General features: G+C 36.6%; 18 protein-coding genes and 2 tRNA genes. All 20 read left to right on the top strand.

Annotated features, from left to right (window positions below; all coding sequences use genetic code 11):
• The first annotated feature begins 24 nt into the window (after nt 1-24).
• The 20 genes from J2Z26_RS20625 (at nt 25) to hpt (ending at nt 19992) form a co-directional block, all read left to right on the top strand.
• Nucleotides 25-978 carry a ribose-phosphate diphosphokinase gene (locus J2Z26_RS20625; protein ID WP_193534164.1) on the top strand — a complete coding sequence of 318 codons (954 nt, stop codon included), beginning with the start codon at nt 25-27 and terminating at the stop codon, nt 976-978.
• Nucleotides 979-1069: 91 nt separating this feature from the next.
• A complete protein-coding gene (locus J2Z26_RS20620) occupies nt 1070-1696 on the top strand; it encodes a 50S ribosomal protein L25/general stress protein Ctc (RefSeq protein WP_193534165.1) in 627 nt (208 codons plus the stop codon).
• Between the two features lie 141 nt (nt 1697-1837).
• Nucleotides 1838-2401, top strand: coding sequence for an aminoacyl-tRNA hydrolase (gene pth / locus J2Z26_RS20615; RefSeq protein WP_193534166.1), 564 nt, complete (start codon nt 1838-1840; stop codon nt 2399-2401).
• 88 nt (nt 2402-2489) lie between these two features.
• Complete coding sequence (locus tag J2Z26_RS20610; RefSeq protein ID WP_193534167.1) at nt 2490-2720, top strand: anti-sigma-F factor Fin; 231 nt, start codon at nt 2490-2492, stop codon at nt 2718-2720.
• Nucleotides 2721-2862: 142 nt separating this feature from the next.
• On the top strand, nt 2863-6396 hold the full coding sequence (gene mfd / locus J2Z26_RS20605; RefSeq protein WP_193534168.1) for a transcription-repair coupling factor: 3534 nt from the start codon (nt 2863-2865) through the stop codon (nt 6394-6396).
• 212 nt (nt 6397-6608) lie between these two features.
• Nucleotides 6609-7145 carry a stage V sporulation protein T gene (spoVT, locus tag J2Z26_RS20600; RefSeq protein WP_193534169.1) on the top strand — a complete coding sequence of 179 codons (537 nt, stop codon included), beginning with the start codon at nt 6609-6611 and terminating at the stop codon, nt 7143-7145.
• Between the two features lie 116 nt (nt 7146-7261).
• A complete protein-coding gene (locus tag J2Z26_RS20595; protein WP_193534170.1) occupies nt 7262-8875 on the top strand; it encodes a putative polysaccharide biosynthesis protein in 1614 nt (537 codons plus the stop codon).
• A gap of 15 nt (nt 8876-8890) precedes the next feature.
• A complete protein-coding gene (gene yabN / locus J2Z26_RS20590) occupies nt 8891-10354 on the top strand; it encodes a bifunctional methyltransferase/pyrophosphohydrolase YabN (protein ID WP_193534171.1) in 1464 nt (487 codons plus the stop codon).
• A 55-nt stretch (nt 10355-10409) separates the two neighbouring features.
• Entirely contained in the window at nt 10410-10682 is a 273-nt protein-coding gene (locus J2Z26_RS20585) for an RNA-binding S4 domain-containing protein (protein WP_193534172.1), read from the top strand.
• Nucleotides 10683-10838: 156 nt separating this feature from the next.
• A complete protein-coding gene (yabP, locus tag J2Z26_RS20580; protein ID WP_193473071.1) occupies nt 10839-11144 on the top strand; it encodes a sporulation protein YabP in 306 nt (101 codons plus the stop codon).
• Nucleotides 11141-11776 carry a spore cortex biosynthesis protein YabQ gene (yabQ, locus tag J2Z26_RS20575; RefSeq protein ID WP_193534173.1) on the top strand — a complete coding sequence of 212 codons (636 nt, stop codon included), beginning with the start codon at nt 11141-11143 and terminating at the stop codon, nt 11774-11776. The genes yabP and yabQ overlap by 4 nt, the downstream gene beginning before the upstream one ends.
• A gap of 37 nt (nt 11777-11813) precedes the next feature.
• A complete protein-coding gene (locus tag J2Z26_RS20570) occupies nt 11814-12197 on the top strand; it encodes an FtsB family cell division protein (RefSeq protein WP_193534174.1) in 384 nt (127 codons plus the stop codon).
• A gap of 70 nt (nt 12198-12267) precedes the next feature.
• Nucleotides 12268-12711, top strand: coding sequence for a S1 domain-containing RNA-binding protein (locus tag J2Z26_RS20565; RefSeq protein ID WP_193470932.1), 444 nt, complete (start codon nt 12268-12270; stop codon nt 12709-12711).
• A 168-nt stretch (nt 12712-12879) separates the two neighbouring features.
• Nucleotides 12880-12956 (top strand) — tRNA-Met (locus J2Z26_RS20560).
• Between the two features lie 18 nt (nt 12957-12974).
• Nucleotides 12975-13046 (top strand) — tRNA-Glu (locus J2Z26_RS20555).
• 406 nt (nt 13047-13452) lie between these two features.
• A complete protein-coding gene (gene spoIIE / locus J2Z26_RS20550; protein ID WP_193534175.1) occupies nt 13453-15930 on the top strand; it encodes a stage II sporulation protein E in 2478 nt (825 codons plus the stop codon).
• Nucleotides 15931-16056: 126 nt separating this feature from the next.
• A complete protein-coding gene (locus J2Z26_RS20545; protein ID WP_193534176.1) occupies nt 16057-16794 on the top strand; it encodes a VWA domain-containing protein in 738 nt (245 codons plus the stop codon).
• Entirely contained in the window at nt 16760-17773 is a 1014-nt protein-coding gene (locus J2Z26_RS20540; RefSeq protein WP_193534177.1) for a protein kinase domain-containing protein, read from the top strand. Before J2Z26_RS20545 ends, J2Z26_RS20540 begins: the two co-directional genes overlap by 35 nt.
• A gap of 261 nt (nt 17774-18034) precedes the next feature.
• Nucleotides 18035-19447 (top strand): tRNA lysidine(34) synthetase TilS, encoded by a 1413-nt coding sequence (gene tilS, locus J2Z26_RS20535; protein WP_193534178.1) that lies wholly within the window; start codon nt 18035-18037, stop codon nt 19445-19447.
• Nucleotides 19444-19992 (top strand): hypoxanthine phosphoribosyltransferase, encoded by a 549-nt coding sequence (gene hpt / locus J2Z26_RS20530; RefSeq protein ID WP_193534179.1) that lies wholly within the window; start codon nt 19444-19446, stop codon nt 19990-19992. The genes tilS and hpt overlap by 4 nt, the downstream gene beginning before the upstream one ends.
• Nucleotides 19993-20069: the final 77 nt, after the last annotated feature.

The following is a 20069-nucleotide window of genomic DNA, read 5'->3' as shown; positions in this document are numbered from 1 at the left end:
AACCTTACGGAGGGGTACATCACAATGCCAAATCAATATCGCAATTCGAAACTAAAACTATTTACATTAAACTCGAACACAGCTCTTGCTGAACAAATTGCAAAAGAAGTTGGAGTAGAACTAGGCAAATGTTCAGTTGCTAAATTTAGCGATGGGGAAATTCAAATTAATATTGAAGAGAGTATTCGTGGATGTGACGTGTTCGTCATCCAATCTACAAGTGCTCCAGTTAATGAACACCTAATGGAACTATTAATTATGATAGATGCACTTAAACGTGCATCAGCTAAAACAGTGAATATTGTTATGCCTTATTATGGTTATGCCAGACAAGACCGTAAAGCACGTGCTCGTGAGCCAATTACAGCAAAGCTAGTAGCTAACCTGTTAGAGACTGCAGGAGCTCACCGAGTGATTACACTTGACCTTCATGCTCCACAAATTCAAGGGTTTTTTGATATCCTAATTGACCATTTAATGGGTGTACCAATTTTAGCTGACTACTTTGAAAGTAAAAATCTAAATGATATTGTGATTGTATCTCCTGACCATGGTGGGGTAACACGTGCGCGTAAAATGGCTGACCGTCTAAAAGCGCCAATTGCCATTATTGATAAAAGAAGACCAAGACCGAATGTGGCTGAGGTTATGAATATTGTAGGTAATATTGAAGGTAAAACAGCTATCTTAATCGATGATATTATCGATACAGCGGGTACAATTACTTTAGCTGCGAATGCCTTGATAGAAAATGGGGCATCAGAAGTGTATGCATGTTGTACACATCCTGTACTTTCAGGGCCAGCAATGGACCGTATCCAAAATTCTAAAATCAAAGAGTTAGTGGTTACAAACAGTATTGCTCTAGATGAAGAGAAATTAATTGATAAGGTTACTCAACTTTCTGTTGCACCATTAATTGGAGAAGCAATTATCCGAGTATATGAGCAACAATCAGTAAGTACACTTTTCGATTAAGAAAAGTTTTCCATAAATGATACGTTTAGACCACTTTGTTTTAGGGGAAGTTTAATATAGGGTTATTAAATTTTCCTAAGGAGTGATTTAAATGGCAATACTATTACAAGCGCAAGGTCGCTCGGATTTAAGAAATTCTTCGACTAGAAGAATCCGTGAAGAGGGAAATATTCCGGCTATTATTAATGGAAATAACGGCAGTAAGCCGATATTTGTCAATAGCATAGAGTTTCTTAAAACGATACGTGAAAGTGGCCGTAATGGGATTATTCAACTTGTCGTTGATAACGAAAACCATCCTGTTATGTTAAATGAACTGCAAAGGGATCCCGTTAAAGGAGATTATCTTCATGCCGACTTTAAAGTCATCAATATGAAAACAAAGGTTGATGTAGAGGTACGAGTTAATTTAGTTGGTGAAGCATTGGGAGTCAAGGATGGTGGAGTACTACAGCAATCCATCCATCAGGTATCAATTACTGCTCTACCTGGTAATATACCTCCAGCAATTGATATTGATGTGACTAACCTGGAAGTCGGACAAACTGTATTGGTTTCAGACGTTCACACCGGAGGTAAATATGAATTGAATCATGAACAAAGTGAAGTGATTGCTTCAATTCAACCTCCAAAACAAGAGGAAGAGATTGATACAGGTGAAGAGCAAGAAGAAGGCATACCTGAAGCGGAAGAAGGAAGAGAAACAAGCGAAGGTTGAGTTACGGCGTAACCTAATTGGTTACGTCTTTTTCACGAACTCTGGATAAGTGTATAAACTAGAAATACTCTAGCACTACTAAATTTGGATTAGAATTACATAAGATACATATATAGAGCGATTAAAAGTGAGGGGAAAGCAATGAAACTTATTGTTGGCTTAGGTAATCCAGGCAAACAGTATGAAGAAACAAGGCATAATGTTGGTTTTAAAGTAGTTGACCGACTTTCAACCGAACTACAAATTTCATTAGATAAAACGAAGTTTAATGGCATATATGGTGTGGGGCATAGTGCTGGTGAAAAAGTGTTATTGCTAAAACCTCTTACCTATATGAATCTATCGGGTGAATGCCTTCGTCCACTTATGGATTATTATGATATTGATTTAGAAGATGTCATTGTCATTTATGATGATTTAGATCTACCAGTTGGGAAAATTCGTTTGAGAACAAAAGGCAGTGCTGGGGGACATAATGGAATTAAGTCAATTATTCAACATGTCGGCACACAAGAGTTTAAACGTATCCGTATTGGAGTAGACCGTCCTAAAAATGGAATGAAGATAACTGACTATGTCCTTGGTCGGTTTACTGAAGAAGAAAAAGAAAATGTAGATGAATCAATTATTCTCTCTGCTAAGGCTTGTGAAAAATGGCTTACTAGTGAATTTTTACAAGTTATGAATGAATTTAACGCAAAATAATAATTAAGAATGTGTTTTATTCTCGTGAATAAGGTTCTCCTTAACTGTTCATACTAGTAAAAAAATGTTAAGTTAAGGGGGAATTTAAATGTCTCTCCATTATTATTGCAGGCATTGTGGTACAAAGGTTGGTTCATTAGACAGTATGTCATTACATAGTGAAAGCTTAGGTTTACATCAACTAACAGATGATGAACGTAGAGAGATGGTATCCTATGAATCAAGTGGGGATATTCATATAAAGACGATATGTGAGGACTGCCAAGAAGCTCTTGAACGAAATCCAGATTATCATCAGTATGAAAGTTTTATACAATAATTCGCTTTGGATTTTCCAAAGCATTTTTCTGTTTTCATATAGGAAACCGAATAACATCAGATATTGTAACGTATCTATAAACTAAACCAACAGCTAGTTATGAGATTAAATAGATAGTTTTTGTTTGAGAGGAGGGTTCTATTTGTTAGCTGGTTTGAAACAATCCTTTTATAGGAATGATGAAATAGCTACTGTCATTAATGGCATAAATGAAGGCTTACGTGAGCAGTTGATAGCAGGCCTTTCTGGGTCAGCCCGTACAGTATTGATGGCTTCTATATACAATGAAACAAAGCAACCCTTACTTATTGTCACACATAATTTATATCAAGCACAAAAGATATACGATGATTTGACAACATTGGTTCGCGAGGAAGAGGTATTTTTATATCCTGTTAATGAATTAATTGCTGCTGAAATTGGAATTGCAAGCCCAGAATTAAAGTCTCAGCGATTAGAAGCACTCAATTATTGGAACTCACACAAAAATGGGATTGTGATTGCACCTATCTCGGGTTTGAAGCGATTGCTTCCTCCGAAGGATATATGGAGAGCGAGTCAACTTACCTTTAATGTTGGAGAAGATATTGCTTCAGATTATCTAGAAAAATTAATAGCGATGGGATACGAGCGAACCTCCATGGTGTCATCACCTGGAGAATTTAGTGTTCGTGGAGGAATTTTTGATATATACCCATTGACTGAAGAATTGCCTATAAGAATTGAATTGTTCGATACAGAAATTGATTCAATCCGTACATTTATTATTGAAGATCAGCGTTCCCAGCAGAAACTTCAAAGCATAACGATTGGACCTGCAACTGAAATTCTGATAGCGAAGAATCAATTGGGCCAAGGTATAAATGCATTAGAAGAGGGACTAGCTACTACTTTAAAAAAGCTGAAAGACGATAAGGTAAAGGAATTAACATTAGAAAATATAACTTATGAACTAGACCTATTGAAAAATGGTCAATTTCCTCAAAAAATGTTCAAATACTTAAGCCTATTCTACGAGAGGCCTACTAGTTTACTAGATTATTTGCCCCAAAATGGAATTGTTATTTTGGATGAGATTAGTCGTATTCAGGAAATGTCTGATTCTCTTGATAAGGATGAAGCTGAATGGTATACAGGCCTTTTAGAAAATGGAGAAGCTATTCATAACTTGCATCACTCACATAAGTTTAATGTTTTGATTCAAAAGTCAACTAAACCTTTGCTATATTTATCTTTATTTTTAAGGCATGTACCTTATACAAGTCCACAGAACATATTAAATATGACTTGTAAGCAAATGCAAAATTTTCATGGTCAAATGCATGTTTTGAAAACAGAGCTTGATCGCTGGAAGAAGGGGAATTTCTCTGTTGTTTTCCTAGGAGCAAATGATGAAAGAGTTAAAAAGCTACAAAATGTGTTAGAGGATTATGATATAAAGGCTACCCCATTAAAAACAGATGCTGACATTCTTCCGGGTCAAGTTCAAATTATTATCGGAGATTTAAATGACGGGTTTGAACTACCATTACAAAAGCTCGCTGTCATTACAGAAGAGGAGCTTTTCAAGAAAAAACTAAAGAAATCAAAGAGTAGACAAAAGCTTTCTAACGCAGAGAGAATAAAAAATTATTCTGAACTTCAAATTGGTGATCACGTTGTTCATATTAATCATGGAATCGGTAAGTATTATGGTATTGAAACATTAGAGATCAATGGAATCCATAAAGACTATATCCATATTCGCTACCAAGGGGATGATAAGCTTTATGTCCCGGTTGACCAAATTGACCAAGTTCAGAAGTATGTAGGTTCTGAGGGGAAAGAACCGAAGATATATAAGCTTGGCGGAAGTGATTGGAAAAGGGTTCGTAAAAAAGTTGAGTCTTCAGTTCAGGATATTGCGGATGACTTGATAAAACTTTATGCAGAACGTGAAGCAAGCAAAGGTTATGCATTCTCTCCTGACGGTGATATGCAAAGAGAATTTGAAGATGCATTTGCCTATCAGGAAACAGAGGATCAGTTGCGTTCAATTCATGAAATTAAATTGGACATGGAGCGCGAACGCCCAATGGACAGACTCTTATGTGGAGACGTTGGATATGGTAAAACGGAAGTTGCAATTCGTGCTGCATTTAAAGCGATTCATGATGGCAAGCAAGTAGCTATTCTCGTTCCAACCACTATATTAGCTCAACAGCATTATGAGACCATTCGTGAACGGTTTCAAGATTTCCCTGTTACCATTGGTTTGCTAAACCGATTTAGAACTAGAAAACAACAAACTGAAACAATTAAGGGGTTACAGGCAGGTACAGTAGATATCGTGGTTGGTACTCATCGCTTACTATCAAAAGATATTACGTATCGTGACCTTGGATTGCTAATTATCGATGAAGAGCAGCGCTTTGGAGTAACTCATAAAGAGAAAATTAAACAGTTAAAGGCTAATATCGACGTATTGACTTTAACTGCAACACCGATACCACGAACATTACACATGTCAATGCTAGGGGTAAGAGATCTCTCTGTTATCGAAACACCTCCAGAAAACAGATTTCCTGTACAAACCTATGTGGTTGAATATAATGGTGGTTTGATTCGTGAAGCAATTGAGAGAGAGTTAGCAAGGGATGGCCAAATTTTCTTCCTTTACAACCGAGTAGAGGACATTGAAAGAAAAGCTGAGGAAATATCAATGCTTGTACCTGACGCCAGAGTTGCCTATGCTCACGGAAGAATGACAGAAAATGAGCTGGAAGCAGTTATGCTCAATTTTTTAGATGGTCAGTATGATGTACTAGTTAGTACAACAATTATTGAGACCGGTGTTGATATCCCTAATGCTAATACACTGATTGTTTTTGATGCGGATCGTATGGGATTATCACAACTGTATCAGCTTCGTGGTAGGGTAGGACGCTCTAACCGAGTCGCTTATGCTTATTTCACATACAGAAAAGATAAAGTATTAACGGAAGTATCTGAAAAAAGACTACAGGCTATTAAGGAATTTACTGAATTAGGATCAGGATTCAAAATTGCAATGAGAGATTTATCTATTCGAGGAGCGGGTAATATCCTAGGTGCTCAGCAGCATGGATTTATTGACTCTGTAGGATTTGACTTGTACTCACAAATGCTTAAGGATGCCATTGAACAGAGAAGAACAGATATCCCGCGTGAGGAAAAGTTCTCTGTTGAAATTGATGTAGAAGTTGATGCTTATATTCCTGATGCTTATATTTCAGATGGACGTCAAAAAATTGATATGTATAAGCGTTTTAGAGGAATTGATACTTTAGAAGATGTGGAAGAACTGCAAGAGGAAATGATTGATCGTTTCGGTGAGTTCCCACAAGAAGTTGCTTATTTATTTAAGATTGCTGAAATGAAGGTTTTTGCAAGAAAAGAACGAGTGGAGCAAATAAAACAAGTGAAGAATGAAGTCACTATTCTTTTATCAGAAGAAGCTAGTAATAAAATAGATGGCCATAAACTATTTATAATCGGTAATCAATATGGAAGAATGATTAGTCTAGGAATGGAAGGCACTAAATTGAAAATAGTCCTACACATTAAAGATGTTACTGTAGATAAATGGCTCAATGTAGCATCCGATATGATTAAGGCTCTAGCCGATACAAAAAAAGAAAATGTGAATGCCAGCTAAAGTATTGTTTAAAGTTGTTTAAGTCATTATTAAATTGGCGAACATGAAAACTGGAGTAATTTCACTTTATATGAAAAAATCACTTTCATCATGAATAGAACTTTGTAGGTTACTCATACTAAAACCAACACACAAATGGTGATAAATTCTTTTAAAGACAAATTGTACATCACCAAATCTTTAATCATCAGATGAAAGTGAGGCAACTTAAGATGAAAGCAACTGGTATTGTTCGTCGTATTGATGATTTAGGTAGAGTAGTAATTCCAAAAGAAATCCGTAGAACATTACGGATTAGGGAAGGGGATCCACTTGAAATCTTTGTCGATCGTGACGGAGAGGTTATCCTCAAAAAGTACTCACCTATAAGCGAGCTAAGTGATTTTGCTAAAGAGTATGCAGAGGCTTTGTATGACAGCTTAGGCCATCCTGTTCTCATCTGTGACAGAGATGTATTTATTGCTATGGCTGGCGGGTCGAAGAAAGAATACTTAAATAAGAATGTCAGTGAACTAATTGAAAAAACAATGGATGACCGAAGCTCTGTTCTAGAGACTGAGGAGAAACAAGTTTCAATTGTTGATGGAAATGAAGAAACAGTTTCCTCTTATACTGTAGGTCCAATTGTTGCAAACGGTGACCCGATTGGCGCTGTTGTCATTCTCTCCAAAGAAAAAGCACTTGGAGAAGTTGAACAAAAGGCCGTAGAAACTGCTGCAGGATTTTTAGCTCGTCAAATGGAGCAATAATATACTTAGAAGTGAAAAGGTGGCCATCGAGCTGCCTTTTCTTTTTTTGTTAATCTCTTTACATATCCATTATGTGGTATAATACACGAGATATTTTAGATTGGAAGGAGATTGGCATGAGCGTCCAATCCAAACGTAAAATTCAAGGGTTAGTGGAAGGGGCATTTATTTTAACGATTGCGGGTATTATTATAAAAATCTTAAGTGCTGCCTACCGAGTTCCCTACCAAAATATTGTTGGAGATATAGGGTTTTATATATATCAACAGATCTATCCTATCTATGGAATCGCCTTAGTCCTTTCTACATATGGATTTCCTGTTGTCATTTCAAAATTAATTGCTGAGCGGTATGAACATGAAGATGATAGTGGAGCACAAAGAATACTGATTATCTCGTTTTTTTTATTATCCTTAATGGGAATAGTCAGTTTCTCTTTCTTATATTGGGGAGCAGGTTTGATCGCCGGGATGATGGGGGATAATGAACTTTCTTCCCTAATTAAGGTAACATCCTTCTCTTTCCTATTATTACCGGTTATTTCTCTTATTCGTGGTTACTTCCAAGGCCGAAATAATATGATTCCTACTGCAACATCTCAAATAGTTGAACAGCTTGTACGAGTGGTAACAATCTTGCTCTTTTCTTATCTACTGTTATTAAACGGTTATAGTGTTTATGAAGCGGGAGCAGGAGCCATATTCGGCTCTGTTCTAGGTGGTTTTACAGCTATACTCGTTTTATTTTATTTTCTTTTTGATAAAAAAACATTGCCTTTTAAGAAGGTCAATTGGCAGAAAGTAAAACAGTCCAGCCGTGGAACAATTAAGGTGATTGTTATTCAAGGGTTTACAATTAGTGTTAGTGGTTTACTACTAATTGTCATCCAATTAGTCGATTCTTTCACTCTTTATTCATTATTAGTCTCAAATGGGATAGAAGAGACATCAGCCAAGACCTTAAAAGGTGTTTATGATCGAGGGCAACCTCTAATCCAATTAGGTACAGTCGTAGCAACATCATTGTCGTTAACGCTTGTCCCACTTATAGCAAGTGCAAAGAAAAGAGAGGATTTTACTTTTATTATAAAAAAAGTGAGTATCTCTCTAAAAATTGCCGTAGTTATTGGAGTTGGTGCAGCGGTCGGATTAGCTAGCATTATAACTCCAACTAATAGAATGTTATTTCAGAATTCTACTGGTTCACAGGAATTAATGATCTTGGTGGTTTCAATCTTTTTTACAACAATCATTTTGACAATATCAGCTATACTGAATGGATTAGGATATTCTTATTTCCCGGCAATCAGTGTAATCATAGGTGTTTTTATTAAAATGGGATTAAATATGCTACTAATTCCCTCTTACTCCATTTTGGGTGCGGCACTTGCTACTGTTATTGCCTTTTTGTTGGTAGCAACCTTGAATGGCTTATTTTTATATAAAAAGTTACCGATCAAAATTATTAATAACAGAACCATAGCTATGACAATGGTTGCAGCAGGAGCAATGGTCTCCACCCTATTTATATATCAAAGTGCTCTATATATTATTTTGGGTGCAATAGTTGATACAAGGTTATTTTCAACTCTTCACTCGCTTTCGGCAGTTTTACTTGGCGGATTGGTGTACATACTTGTAATTATTAGAGGGAATGTATTTACAAGAGAAGAATTATCTTACTTTCCACTTGGAGAGAAAGCGTCAATTCTACTAAGAACTCGTAAATAAGGAAGGTAAAAGGATATGGCAAAAAACATAAGTATTATTGGACTTGGAGCTGGCGATTTGAATCAGTTATCTCTCGGTTTATACCGAAAGATAAAAGAAACCAGCCATTTATACTTACGAACGAAGGACCATCCTGTCGTTAATGATTTAGTGAAAGAGGGACTAATCTTTCAATCGTTTGATGAAATTTATGAGAAGCATGATCAATTTGAAGATGTATATGAAGAGATAGTAAACGAACTTTGTACACAGGCAAATGATAAAGATATTGTTTATGCTGTTCCAGGACATCCACTAGTAGCAGAAAAAACGGTACAGCTTTTATTGGCAAAAAAGGATGAATACAATGTAGTAGTTGAGGGCGGACAGAGCTTTATTGATCCGCTTTTTGCTGCACTAGAGATAGACCCAATCGAAGGATTTCAATTTGTTGATGCATTATCGTTTGATAACACCCATTTACAACTTAATCACCATATTATTATCTGTCAGGTCTATGATCAAATGATTGCATCGGATGTTAAGCTAAGCTTAATGGAGCAACTTCCAGATGACTATGAAGTTTATATTGTAACTGCTGCAGGAAGTGAGCAACAGCTAATTAAAAGGGTTCCTCTGTATGAGCTGGACCGTGGAATGGAACTTACAAACTTAACAAGTGTCTATGTTCCTCCAGTAAAAGAAGAGAGTTTGCTTTATCATAAATTTTCAACTTTACGTAAAGTGATAGCTACCTTACGTGGACCGGGTGGATGCCCATGGGATCAAAAGCAAACACATAAATCCTTGAAAAAGTATTTACTTGAAGAAGCGTACGAACTTATTGAAGCCATTGATAATGAGGATGATGATCATATGGCAGAAGAGCTAGGAGATGTATTACTTCAAATAATGTTACATTCCCAAATCGCCGAGGAAGAAGGAATGTTCTCTGTGAGTGATGTCATTCAAGGAGTTACAGAAAAAATGATTAGAAGACATCCGCATGTGTTTGGTGATGTATCAGCAGATAGCGTTGATGATGTTATAAGTAACTGGAACGAAATTAAGAAAATGGAGAAAGTGAATATTGATGAGGAATCACTCCTAGATAGTGTTTCTAAAAGCCTTCCGGGTTTATCAAAGGCCTATAAATATCAAGCAAAAGCAGCAACTGTTGGATTTGACTGGAAACATGTCGAGCCAATGTGGGAAAAAGTTTATGAAGAACTGAATGAGTTCAAATCCGAACTTAATTCAGAAAACGTTAACCAAGAGAAGATGCTTGCTGAGTTTGGGGATATATTGTTTGCTTTTGTAAATATTGGAAGATATTATAAAATTGATCCTGAGGAAGCTGTTTTGGCAACCAACCAAAAATTCTACAGGCGATTCGTTTATATAGAACAAGAGGTAAAAAAACAGGGTAAACAAATGGAATCACTTTCACTTGAAGAGTTAGATTCAATTTGGGAAGAATCAAAAAAACAAGGACTTTAAGTAAGTTTTATCGAAAAAGTATCTTAGCATTATATAGAAAGAAGTGATAGAAAACATGCGTTTAGATAAATTCTTAAAAGTATCTCGAATTATAAAGCGTCGAACATTAGCGAAAGAAGTAGCAGATCAAGGAAGAATCTTAATCAACGGTGATCAAGCAAAGGCTAGTTCCAATGTGAAAATTGGTGACACACTTACCATCCGCTTTGGTCAAAAACTTGTAACTGCTAGAGTAAATGACTTGAAGGAAACAACAAAAAAAGAAGATGCATCAGAACTTTATGAAATTATTAAAGAAGAGAGAATTGAAGATTCGCACCTCTTATAATTTCCTATAAAAAGGAGAGGCTTGTTCTAAATATCATCCCAATATCATAAATATATAGCAAACAAAGAAGGAGAGGCTTTGTGTTTTACAAAGGTATACGATCTTAAATGACCGTCTCACCTCTTACTTCCAACTTGTAGAAAGCGTGGGATGATGATGAGTCAATATTATGAAGCGAATGGATCAAACAAAGGAACTGTCCAGGAACATGATGTAGTTATGAGAAGTAGAAGGCTACTTGATATTACAGGAGTAAAGCAGGTAGAAAGCTTTGATAACGAAGAGTTTTTGTTAGAGACAGTAATGGGCTTTTTAGCGATCAGGGGACAAAATCTGCAAATGAAAAATCTAGATGTGGATAAAGGTATAGTGTCAATAAAAGGTAAAGTGTTTGATATCGTCTATTTAGATGAGCAACACGCGGAGAAAGCTAAAGGATTCTTTAGCAAGTTATTTAAATGAGCCTAACGACACAATTCTACACAATGATTGCCATGATTGGCATGGGAAGCTATTTAGGTGCTGCGCTTGATACATATGGTCGCTTTCTAAAGCGACCAAAGCGTGCTAGATGGCTTGTATTCATTAATGATATCTTGTTTTGGGTGTTACAAGGCCTCATTATATTTTATATACTTTTATCTGTGAATGAAGGGGAGCTACGCTTTTATGTATTCCTTGCTCTTCTATGTGGATTTGCTGCCTATCAAAGCTTATTACGTACAGGCTATCAACGATTACTTGAAGTGTTGATTCGTGCTGCCCTAAGAACCTATCATTTCTTGGAGAAAACATTCCACCTTTTCATTGTTCGACCAATTCAATTATTCATTCAACTGATCATTGTTTTATTAATGGGTCTACTTAATATTCTTATTGCCATTGGGAAAATACTTTTAAACATTTTTACTGTTCTTGTAAAAGTTTTACTTTCCCCGTTTAAATGGATTGGGGTATTATTATGGAGAATGCTACCGCAAAATTTGAAGAAATTTTTGTTAAAATATTTTACGAGTTTTGCAGGTATTCGAAAGCATGCAAAGAATATGAAACATATGATAATTAAATGGTGGAATAAAATTCGTAAGTCTTAAATTCATTTACGTTATGTAAGGAGGAAATGATTCTAAAATGGCAGCGATAAGGAAGCAAAAAGTAACTCAGATCCAAACACCATATGTGACTAATTATGAACAATCAGAACAAAAAAACAACATGAAGCGAAAAGGGTTATTTCGAAGACTTATAGCCTTTGCCATTTTTGCGGCGATCATTTCTTATGGGTTAATTTCAACGCTCGTGGCACAATCTGCAGTGATTAGAGAAAAAGAAACTGAACGTCAACTCTTAGATGAACAGCTTGTAAAGTTAAAAGAAGAGCAGATTTATCTCGAAGAAGAAATTGTTAAGTTAAATGATGATGAATATATAGCCAAGATTGCTAGAAGAGATTATTTCTTATCAAAAGATGGAGAAATCATCTTTAAAATCGCCGACGAATCCTCGTCTTATTGACACTCGTTTTTATTATTATGTATAATGGTATAGGATGATTTTTTAATTTTTAAGGAGGAGCAATTTTTTTATGTCAATCGAAGTAGGCAGCAAGTTGCAAGGAAAAGTAACGGGAATAACAAATTTTGGGGCGTTCGTGGAGCTGCCAGGAGGCACAACAGGACTTGTTCATATAAGTGAAGTTGCTGATAATTACGTAAAAGATATTAATGAGCATCTAAAAGTCGGTGACGAAGTAGAAGTTAAGGTCATTAATGTTGAAAAAGACGGCAAGATTGGTTTGTCTATTAAAAAGGCGAAAGAGCAACCACAACGTGAACAGCGTGAACAACGTGAATACCGTCCACGAAACAACAATGGTCCGCGCAACAATAACAGAAATGAAGCACCTCGTGCTAAAGAAAACTTTGAACAAAAGATGAGTCGTTTCCTAAAGGATAGCGAAGATCGTCTAACTTCATTAAAACGCCACACTGAATCAAAACGTGGTGGACGTGGAGCTAGAAGAGGCTAACTTGCTGCACTTGAATATAGATATTAAAAGCATCCATTACGGGTGCTTTTTTGTTATTCTTAAATTAAGTTTTTCTATTTTTCTGTTATTAAATAAAACTATTGACGAAAACGCCTTCAGAAAGTATTATTTATCTTGTGCTTATTTAGATTTAGATTTTCTTACTATGGCGGTGTAGCTCAGCTGGCTAGAGCGTACGGTTCATACCCGTGAGGTCGTGGGTTCGACTCCCTCCGCCGCTACCATTTTAAGAAAAATATTCCGGCCCATTGGTCAAGCGGTTAAGACACCGCCCTTTCACGGCGGTAACACGGGTTCGAATCCCGTATGGGTCATCACTAAGAAAAAAGCTAGTCTCCTAAGAGACTAGCTTTTTTTGTGTTGTTTTGTTACATATGAAGAAACCTTCCGCATTTCATAATGTCTAGCTATAGTGCCCAGCGCCTATGGATCTTCGTCTCTCCTCTTTACGATAAGTCTTCATCGGATCGCTAGCGCTCTCCGTATTACCTTTATCTCATGCGGATTGATTCAGCCCATACGTCGCTAACCGGGCACTTTCGCTTTTCGTGGACTTCCGCTAAAAAATCTGTGTTTTTCAACAGATTGTGTATTCTTATAGAAGGTTTCCTAGAAAGAAGTCGAATGGTTTTGTGTTTTTGTCTTGTTGTTTTGACAAATTCCTAAAATATTCCCTTGTATAATAACAATCAACTATTAAAATACGGGGAGTGTTTTAAAATGGAGAAAATTGAAAGGAACCTCATTGAGCCAGTTGGGGAAGTTAATTTCGAAAAGTCTCAATACGCATTGTCTCGTTGGTTTAGCCGCCTACAATCGATGATACGTCACTTGCTATTACACAAAGGGTTACTCATTATTTTGGTCGGCTTTTTACTTGGACGAGCTTTGATCCTTGCCAAAATTACGCCATTTGCATTACCATTCTTCGCTGCAGTATTGTTAATACGAAAGGACCGCGCAGGACTAGCGATGCTTGCATTACTAGCAGGTTCTATGACGTTATCTGTAAATGCCACCATGTACGTATTCGGATCTATCGTATTGTTTACTTTATGTCATAAGATTTCGAAGAGATTAAAATTTGAATCTGTTAAGGCATTGCCTTTCCTTGTACTAATTGCTTCTCTACTTACCAAAACATCAATTGTCTACCTTACACAGGGTGAGCTAACATTATATGATGGAATGCTTTCAGTTGTTGAAGCAGGTCTTGGGTTTATATTAACTCTTATTTTTCTACAAAGTGTGCCTCTATTAACTGTTAGGAAACGACATCAAACGTTGAAAACAGAAGAGGTTATATGCATTATCATATTAATAGCTTCTGTTATGACAGGCACAATTGGTTGGTCTATATACGATTTATCGGTTGAACATATTCTTTCAAGGTATTTAGTTTTATTATTTGCATTTGTTGCTGGTGCGACAACCGGATCAACGGTAGGTGTTGTCACTGGCTTAGTGCTAAGTTTAGCGAATGTTGCTAGTTTATATCAGATGAGTTTACTAGCTTTCTCAGGATTACTTGGTGGATTGCTAAAGGACGGGAAAAAGGTTGGTGTCTCAATCGGCCTAATTATCGGTACTCTATTAATTGGCTTATATGGTGAGGGGTCTAATCAGCTGCTTGCAACATTATATGAATCCCTTATAGCCATTGCATTATTCTTGGTTACACCACAAATTATTACAAGTAATCTAGCAAAGTTTATCCCGGGAACTTCTGAACATTCAGCAGAACAACAACAATATTTACGAAAAATAAGAGATGTTACGGCAAATAGAGTTTCTCAGTTCTCAAATGTGTTTCAAGCCCTTTCTAATAGTTTCTCAAACTATGGACTTCCTATTGAAGAGGAAGACCAAGATCGAGAGATAGATTACTTTTTAAGTAATGTAACAGAGAAAACGTGTCAAACTTGTTTCAAGAAGGAACAATGCTGGTCGAAAAACTTTACTACAACATATGATTATATGAAGAAGATTATGCATGAAATTGATGATAATTCGATGGTGCATAATCATCAATTGAATCGAGAATGGGACAAGCATTGTGTTAAGTCAAAAAAAGTAATTGATGCAATTGGAAAAGAATTTTCACACTATCAAGCTAATCAAAAGTTAAAAAAGCAAGTTCTAGAAAGCAGAAGATTAGTTGCGGACCAGCTCTTAGGAGTTTCGCAGGTTATGGGTGATTTTGCCAAGGAGATCCAAAGAGAACGTGAGAATCACCATCTACAAGAAGAGCAAATCCTAGAATCGTTACAAGCCTTTGGAATTGAAATAGGACATGTTGAAATTTATAACTTGGAACAAGGGAATGTTGATATCGAAATGAGTATTCCATATTGTAATGCAAGCGGGGAAAGTGAAAAAATCATTGCTCCTATGCTTTCAGATATTTTAGGAGAGACTATTTCGGTGAAAAAAGAAGAATGCTCAGCCTATCCTAATGGATATTGTCATGTTTCATTTGGCTCGGTTAAAGCATTTGTTATTGAGACAGGTGTAGCTCATGCAGCAAAAGGTGGAGGGCTAGTATCTGGCGATTGTTATTCAACTATAGAACTCGGGGTTGGCAAATATGCAGTAGCAATTAGTGATGGCATGGGTAACGGAGTCAGAGCTCATCACGAAAGCAATGAAACCCTTCAGCTTTTACAAAAAATACTTAAGTCAGGAATTGAAGAGAAAGTTGCAATTAAGTCAGTGAATTCAATTTTATCACTACGCACTACAGATGAAATATTTTCAACATTAGATTTGGCTATGATAGATTTACAGGATGCTTCTGCAAAATTCTTGAAGATCGGCTCAACACCTAGCTATGTAAAACGTGGAGAAAAGATCATAAGAATACAAGCTAGTAATTTACCGATGGGTATTATTCAAGAGTTTGAAGTGGATGTTGTAAGTGAACAATTAAAAGCAGGAGACTTTCTAATTATGATGAGCGATGGTGTCTTTGAAGGCCCAAGGCATGTTGAAAATTATGATATGTGGATGAAACGAAAAATCAGTGAAATAGATTCGAAAGATCCACAAGAAATTGCAGACATCTTAATGGAAGAAGTAATTCGTACAAGAGCTGGAAATATTCAAGATGATATGACAGTTGTCGTCACACAGATAAAGAGGAATATTCCAAAGTGGGCTGCTATTCCTTCGTATTCATATCGAAAAAAAGCTCAATAAAATAGGAAAGTGCTAACTAGTATTCTATTGAATATTATAAATAAACATAAAATAAGGCTGATGTTGGGTTTAAAAAAGTTTCGTTCCGTCAATGCTGATACTAAATCTAGTAGGAGGGGATGAAACATGAGGAAAGGGACTTTAAAACAAATTCTATTAATTACAGATGGTTGCTCAAATCAGGGTGAAGACCCAGTGGCAATGTCTGCATTAGCGAAAGAACAAGGTATTACTGTTAATGTAATTGGAGTTATGGATCAAGATACAATAGATGAACAAGGTATGCAGGAAATAGAAAGTATTGCAGCAGCAAGTGGTGGTGTTCACCAGGTTGTCTATGCCCAGCAACTTTCACATACTGTTCAAATGGTGACAAGACAAGCGATGACACAAACTCTACAAGGAGTTATTAATAAAGAACTTCAACAAATTTTAGGCTCTCAAAGCTCTATGGAGGACCTGCCTCCTGAAAAAAGAGGAGAGGTTATGGAAGTAGTGGATGAGCTTGGTGAGACTGTCGAATTAGAAGTTCTTGTTCTTGTCGACACGAGTGCCAGCATGAAACATAAGCTTCCAACAGTAAAAGAAGCATTACTTGACCTATCTTTAAGTTTAAATGCAAGAATGGGTGAAAATCGTTTTGGCGTTTTCGTATTTCCTGGGAAAAGGAATGATGTCGAAAAAGTGCTAGATTGGACGCCTAAGCTCGAATCGTTGACGAGTATTTTCCCAAAACTGACAACAGGAGGGATTACTCCAACAGGTCCGGCTATTAGAGAGGCTCTTACTTACTTTAAGAAAAAGCGTTCGTTAAGGAGCTTGATTACTCGTGATGAACAATACTTCGAAGAGTCAGGTATGTAAAGTTCAGCCAGGAACCTATATAACAGGGAAGTGGCATAAACATTCTTATAAAATCATTCAGCCTCTTGGTTATGGCGCTACTGGTTTTGTATATTTGGCCGAGGGTTCTAAGGGCAATGTAGCTTTGAAAATCAGTGAGAGTAGTACGTCAATTACTTCTGAAGTAAATGTGTTAAAGCATTTTTCAAAGGTCCAGGGGTCTGCCCTCGGACCTTCTTTATTAGATGTAGATGACTGGGTGCGTCCAGGCTTTCCAAAAGCAATCTCATTTTATGTAATGGAGTATATAAAAGGTGAGAGTTTCTTAGATTTCATTCAGAAAAAGGGGAATGAATGGACAGGCGTTTTATGTTTACAATTGTTAGCAGACTTGGACAGACTTCATCAGGAAGGTTGGGTCTTTGGAGATTTAAAGCCTGATAATCTAATCGTTACTGGCCCTACACCCAAAATAAGATGCATTGATGTAGGCGGTACGACGATTAATGGTAGAGCGATAAAAGAGTTTACAGAGTTCTTTGATCGAGGTTATTGGGGAATGGGTACACGAAAGGCTGAACCAACCTATGATTTATTTGCAGTTGCCATGATCATGATAAACGCCGCCTTTCCAAAACGTTTTTCCAAAACAACAGATGCAAAAGAACAATTAAAGAATGTCATTCGAACAAATGCCATGCTACGTAAATATGAAAAAGTATTAAATAATGCACTTCATGGACGATATCAAAGCGCTGCTGAGATGAGAAATGATATGATTCTTCACCTAAGTCAAAAAATTGTTCAACCAGATCAGCCTCCGACAAGAAGCAATCGGCACCAAGTCAAAAAACAAAGTAAGCCAGTTAGTAGAAATGGAACAGTAATTAGTAAGAAGCCTGTTCCTCAGAAAACCAAAGGTGGTTTTGTGGAGACGGTTCTAATTATATTATTTGTCTCGTTGGCTTATGTCCTCTATATTTATGGTCAAATCCTATAGATAAGTTAAGCGTGGATTGGAGCGAAAGACACTTGACTCCTGCTCAGAAGTTGAGGAAAGGTCGAGACCCCACAGGCGTTAGCGCCGAGGAGGCTCGACTTCCTCCCCGCGGAAAGCAAGTGTCTGCAGCGAAAAGGAACGGTCAATATTTAAAGTGAAAAACTATAATCTTTGACAAAAGAGCAGGATTACTTTGTTAAGTAGAAATAGTAATGATACGATAAACACATTACGACTACTTTATAGAGGGATGAAAAGGTAATGTTACAACAAGTCAACGACTTTATTAATAAACACCAACTACTAGAAAAAAATACCAAAATCATAGTTGGTGTTTCAGGTGGGCCGGATTCTTTGGCTCTTTTACACTTTCTTTGGAACCATCGGACAATCTGGAACGTACATATAATTGCCGCTCATGTTGACCATATGTTCAGAGGGAAACAGTCAGAAGAAGATATGAACTTTGTGAAAAAAATTTGTGAAGCCCATGATATACCATTTGAGGGTGTTCAAATTGATGTTTCATCCCATCAGAATAGCCATGGTGTTAGTGCTCAAGTTGCAGCAAGAGAATGTCGATTTACTTACTTTAAACAAATGATGGAAAAGCATCAGGCTCAATATATAGCACTTGGCCATCATGGTGATGATCAAATTGAAACGATTCTTATGCGACTTGTAAGAGGAAGTACATGGGAAGGGCAGGCTGGTATCAAAGCAAAGAGAGCCTTTTCTAATGGATATATCATTCGTCCCTTTTTGGCAGTTACTAAAGAAATGATAGAGGAGTACTGCTTTAAAAATAACTTACAGCCAAGAATCGATCCTAGTAATGAAAAGGCTACATATACACGAAATCGCTATAGACATACGATTCTTCCCTTTTTAAAAGAAGAAAACAGAAATGTACATGAGAGATTTCAGCAATTTAGTGAAGCCTTACTAGAGGATGAAAAATATCTTCAGGAATTAACCGTGGACAAAATGAATACAGTAATTAGAAGGATTGGAGTAGACGAAATAAACCTTAAGATCAGTAGTTTCATGAACATGCCTAATCCTTTACAAAGGCGTGGTATTCAACTAATATTAAACTATCTTTATGGAGAGATACCTTCGACTCTTTCTAACATACATATTGAAAGTTTATTAACCCTTCTTTCTGGCAATCGTTCATCTGGAACATTACACTTTCCGAATCATTTACGAGTAGAACGTTCATATGACGATTGTTTATTTACCTTTCATGAAATGAAAAATAGCTCCTTTTGTTTTACGATAGATGGACCAGGCCAAAGTATCCTTCCAGGTGGAGGGGTAATAATTACAGAGGTTTGGGAACACTATCCTAGTGATAAAACAGGTAACAACTATTTTATTATTGACCCTGACACTCTGTCATTTCCCTTAAAGGTAAGAAATAGGGAGATTGGTGACAAAATGACATTAAAAGGCATGAAGGGAAGGAAAAAGGTAAAAGATATTTTTATTGACCGTAAAATTCCCATGAAGGATAGGGACATTTGGCCGATTATAGAAAATGGTACTGGAGATATTATCTGGTTACCAGGCTTAAAAAAATCAACCTATGAAGCCACTGATCGATCAAAAGGAAGGTACATATTACTACAACATAAGGGCAACCAACGTCTAGGGGGCAAAGTAGAATGAAGCAAGATATTGAGAAAGTTCTGATTACCGAGGAAGAAATACAAGAAAAAGTAAAAGAGTTAGGTATGACTTTAACGGAAGATTATAGAGATCGTTTTCCGTTAGCAATTGGTGTTTTAAAAGGTGCTATGCCATTTATGGCGGACTTATTAAAACGAATTGATACATATTTGGAAATCGATTTCATGGATGTTTCCAGCTATGGCCACTTAACTGTTTCATCTGGACAAGTTAAAATCCTAAAGGATTTAGACACTTCAGTGGAGGGGCGAGATATCTTAATTATCGAAGATATTATCGATAGTGGGTTAACATTGAGTAACTTGGTAGAGCTTTTCAGACACAGAAAGGCAAAATCAATCAAAATTGTTACCTTATTAGATAAACCTTCTGGAAGAAAAGCGGATATAGAGGCTGATTATGTTGGCTTCCAAGTACCAGATGCTTTTGTAGTAGGATATGGTCTAGACTATATCGAAAAGTATCGAAATTTACCATATATCGGTGTATTAAAGCCACATATCTATACAACTGAAGAAGTATGATTATATTCCAGGTTCCATCTGGGGTAATAGTTGTCAGTAAAGGAAATATATAGCACTTGTTAAGGGCTATTTGTTGT

The organism is Cytobacillus luteolus (assembly GCF_017873715.1).
GTDB classification, from domain to species: Bacteria; Bacillota; Bacilli; order Bacillales; family Bacillaceae_L; genus Bacillus_BV; species Bacillus_BV luteola.
Note: the sequence above shows the minus strand (reverse complement) of the source record. Positions and strands in the feature narration are given on the sequence as shown.

What these genes read in the sequence shown, in the direction of transcription:
- J2Z26_RS20625 (WP_193534164.1), top strand. Translation starts at nt 25, where the DNA reads ATGCCAAATCAATATCGCAATTCGAAACTAAAACTATTTACATTAAAC.
- J2Z26_RS20620 (WP_193534165.1), top strand. Translation starts at nt 1,070, where the DNA reads ATGGCAATACTATTACAAGCGCAAGGTCGCTCGGATTTAAGAAATTCT.
- pth (WP_193534166.1), top strand. Translation starts at nt 1,838, where the DNA reads ATGAAACTTATTGTTGGCTTAGGTAATCCAGGCAAACAGTATGAAGAA.
- J2Z26_RS20610 (WP_193534167.1), top strand. Translation starts at nt 2,490, where the DNA reads ATGTCTCTCCATTATTATTGCAGGCATTGTGGTACAAAGGTTGGTTCA.
- spoVT (WP_193534169.1), top strand. Translation starts at nt 6,609, where the DNA reads ATGAAAGCAACTGGTATTGTTCGTCGTATTGATGATTTAGGTAGAGTA.
- J2Z26_RS20595 (WP_193534170.1), top strand. Translation starts at nt 7,262, where the DNA reads ATGAGCGTCCAATCCAAACGTAAAATTCAAGGGTTAGTGGAAGGGGCA.
- yabN (WP_193534171.1), top strand. Translation starts at nt 8,891, where the DNA reads ATGGCAAAAAACATAAGTATTATTGGACTTGGAGCTGGCGATTTGAAT.
- J2Z26_RS20585 (WP_193534172.1), top strand. Translation starts at nt 10,410, where the DNA reads ATGCGTTTAGATAAATTCTTAAAAGTATCTCGAATTATAAAGCGTCGA.
- yabP (WP_193473071.1), top strand. Translation starts at nt 10,839, where the DNA reads ATGAGTCAATATTATGAAGCGAATGGATCAAACAAAGGAACTGTCCAG.
- yabQ (WP_193534173.1), top strand. Translation starts at nt 11,141, where the DNA reads ATGAGCCTAACGACACAATTCTACACAATGATTGCCATGATTGGCATG.
- J2Z26_RS20570 (WP_193534174.1), top strand. Translation starts at nt 11,814, where the DNA reads ATGGCAGCGATAAGGAAGCAAAAAGTAACTCAGATCCAAACACCATAT.
- J2Z26_RS20565 (WP_193470932.1), top strand. Translation starts at nt 12,268, where the DNA reads ATGTCAATCGAAGTAGGCAGCAAGTTGCAAGGAAAAGTAACGGGAATA.
- spoIIE (WP_193534175.1), top strand. Translation starts at nt 13,453, where the DNA reads ATGGAGAAAATTGAAAGGAACCTCATTGAGCCAGTTGGGGAAGTTAAT.
- J2Z26_RS20545 (WP_193534176.1), top strand. Translation starts at nt 16,057, where the DNA reads ATGAGGAAAGGGACTTTAAAACAAATTCTATTAATTACAGATGGTTGC.
- tilS (WP_193534178.1), top strand. Translation starts at nt 18,035, where the DNA reads ATGTTACAACAAGTCAACGACTTTATTAATAAACACCAACTACTAGAA.
- hpt (WP_193534179.1), top strand. Translation starts at nt 19,444, where the DNA reads ATGAAGCAAGATATTGAGAAAGTTCTGATTACCGAGGAAGAAATACAA.